Source organism: Mesorhizobium sp. M0174 (assembly GCF_040322275.1).
Classification (GTDB): Bacteria; Pseudomonadota; Alphaproteobacteria; order Rhizobiales; family Rhizobiaceae; genus Mesorhizobium.
Genome location: NZ_JAMYTB010000036.1, coordinates 1 through 2500, shown reverse-complemented (window position 1 = coordinate 2500; position 2500 = coordinate 1). Strand labels below are relative to the sequence as shown.

The following is a 2500-nucleotide window of genomic DNA, read 5'->3' as shown; positions in this document are numbered from 1 at the left end:
AAGGGTCTTTGCGCCGAAAATGTAACGGGGCTAAAGCCATACACCGAAGCTTAGGGTTTGCAGCAATGCAAGCGGTAGCGGAGCGTTCTGTAAGCTGATGAAGCCATACCCGTGAGGGATGGTGGAGGTATCAGAAGTGCGAATGCTGACATGAGTAACGTAAGGGGAGTGAGAGACTCCCCCGCCGAAAGTCCAAGGGTTCCTGCTTAAAGCTAATCTGAGCAGGGTTAGCCGGCCCCTAAGTCGAGGCAGAAATGCGTAGACGATGGGAACCACGTTAATATTCGTGGGCCTGGAGGAAGTGACGGATCATTGAGGTAGTCCAATCTTATCGGATTGAAAGGGCTGCTGCGTGGTTCCAGGAAATAGCTCCTCCTTATAGACCGTACCCGAAACCGACACTGGTGGACTGGTAGAGTATACCAAGGCGCTTGAGAGAACTATGCTGAAGGAACTCGGCAAATTGCACGCGTAACTTCGGAAGAAGCGTGACCCTTTCATGCGCAAGCATGGGAGGGTGGCACAGACCAGGGGGTAGCGACTGTTTATCAAAAACACAGGGCTCTGCGAAGTCGCAAGACGACGTATAGGGTCTGACGCCTGCCCGGTGCTGGAAGGTTAAGAGGAGGGGTGCAAGCTCTGAATCGAAGCCCCAGTAAACGGCGGCCGTAACTATAACGGTCCTAAGGTAGCGAAATTCCTTGTCGGGTAAGTTCCGACCTGCACGAATGGCGTAACGACTTCCCCGCTGTCTCCAGCATAGACTCAGTGAAATTGAATTCCCCGTGAAGATGCGGGGTTCCTGCGGTTAGACGGAAAGACCCCGTGCACCTTTACTATAGCTTTACATTGGCATTCGTAGTGGCATGTGTAGGATAGGTGGTAGGCTTTGAAACCTGGGCGCCAGCTCAGGTGGAGCCACCCTTGAAATACCACCCTTATCACTATGGATGTCTAACCGCGGCCCGTTATCCGGGTCCGGGACAATGTATGGTGGGTAGTTTGACTGGGGCGGTCGCCTCCTAAAGAGTAACGGAGGCGCGCGATGGTGGGCTCAGAACGGTCGGAAATCGTTCGCTGAGTGCAATGGCATAAGCCTGCCTGACTGCGAGACTGACAAGTCGAGCAGAGACGAAAGTCGGTCATAGTGATCCGGTGGTCCCGCGTGGAAGGGCCATCGCTCAACGGATAAAAGGTACGCCGGGGATAACAGGCTGATGACCCCCAAGAGTCCATATCGACGGGGTTGTTTGGCACCTCGATGTCGACTCATCGCATCCTGGGGCTGGAGCAGGTCCCAAGGGTATGGCTGTTCGCCATTTAAAGCGGTACGTGAGTTGGGTTCAGAACGTCGTGAGACAGTTCGGTCCCTATCTGCCGTGGGTGTAGGAATATTGAAAGGATCTGTCCCTAGTACGAGAGGACCGGGATGGACGGATCTCTGGTGGACCTGTTGTGGCGCCAGCCGCATAGCAGGGTAGCTATATCCGGACGGGATAACCGCTGAAGGCATCTAAGCGGGAAACCCACCTTAAAACGAGTATTCCCTGAGAACCGTGGAAGACGACCACGTTGATAGGCCGGGTGTGGAAGAGCGGCAACGCTTGAAGCTTACCGGTACTAATAGTTCGATCGGCTTGATCGTTCTCATTCCTAATGCCCATTTTTGGCGACAATCCCTGGATTGCGCCGAGATGGATGGCACAGAAAACAGCTTCTCGAGCAACGTGCGTTTTGCCGACCTGGTGGTTATGGCGGAGCGGCTGCACCCGATCCCATTCCGAACTCGGCCGTGAAACGCTCCAGCGCTGATGGTACTTCGTCTCAAGACGCGGGAGAGTAGGTCGCTGCCAGGTCTGCCAAGCGCACGTTGTTTAATCTTCTCCTTACGAACAGGCCCGCCAACGGGACTCCGGGCCGCGCAAGCGGCCCTTTCATTTGGCGGAAGCTTGAATTCGGTGAGCCAAGGCTTACCTTTAGGGTTGACGCGGGGTGGAGCAGCCCGGTAGCTCGTCAGGCTCATAACCTGAAGGTCACAGGTTCAAATCCTGTCCCCGCAACCAAAATTCGAAAACGGCCCGCCTTGTGCGGGCCGTTTTCGTATGCGCTGAAGTGCGGCGACGGGACACTTAGCATGCCGCGGCCAATTTCTCGCGTATGTGCTCCGATCCACCTCTCATACGTCGGGCGAATGGCCGATCGGGATTTACGACGCGCCAAAAGGGCGCGCTGCCGTCTTGACTGATATGCACCAAATGCCGCCGCACGGTCACCGGCAGCAGGCGTCTGCTCCGTATTTTGCCGCGAGCTTACGTCGCAACTCTGCAAGGTCCGATAAGTGGCCAGGTCGTGCAGCCCGGAGCTCGTCAGCGACCATTTTCTCGGTTGGGATCAGCATGACCTTGCCCCTCTGATCTAATCCGGTTTGAAGTTCGTTCTGGCCCATCGAGAGGACCAGGACATGAAACGTAGCCGCTTCTCTGAAGAGCAGATCATCGGA

At 55.6% G+C, this 2500-nt stretch carries 1 tRNA gene, 2 rRNA genes and 1 pseudogene (1 of these 4 cut by a window edge); 3 read left to right on the top strand and 1 reads right to left on the bottom strand.

The window, feature by feature from the left end:
* The 3 genes from NKJ13_RS30165 to NKJ13_RS30155 form a co-directional block, all read left to right on the top strand.
* A 23S ribosomal RNA gene (locus NKJ13_RS30165) occupies positions 1-1645 on the top strand (it extends 1162 nt beyond the left edge of the window).
* Between the two features lie 96 nt (positions 1646-1741).
* Positions 1742-1856 (top strand): 5S ribosomal RNA (gene rrf / locus NKJ13_RS30160).
* Between the two features lie 130 nt (positions 1857-1986).
* A tRNA-Met gene (locus tag NKJ13_RS30155) sits at positions 1987-2063 on the top strand.
* A 206-nt stretch (positions 2064-2269) separates the two neighbouring features.
* Here the strand turns inward: NKJ13_RS30155 and NKJ13_RS30150 are convergent.
* A pseudogene (locus NKJ13_RS30150) lies at positions 2270-2500 on the bottom strand (hypothetical protein); the annotation flags it as partial.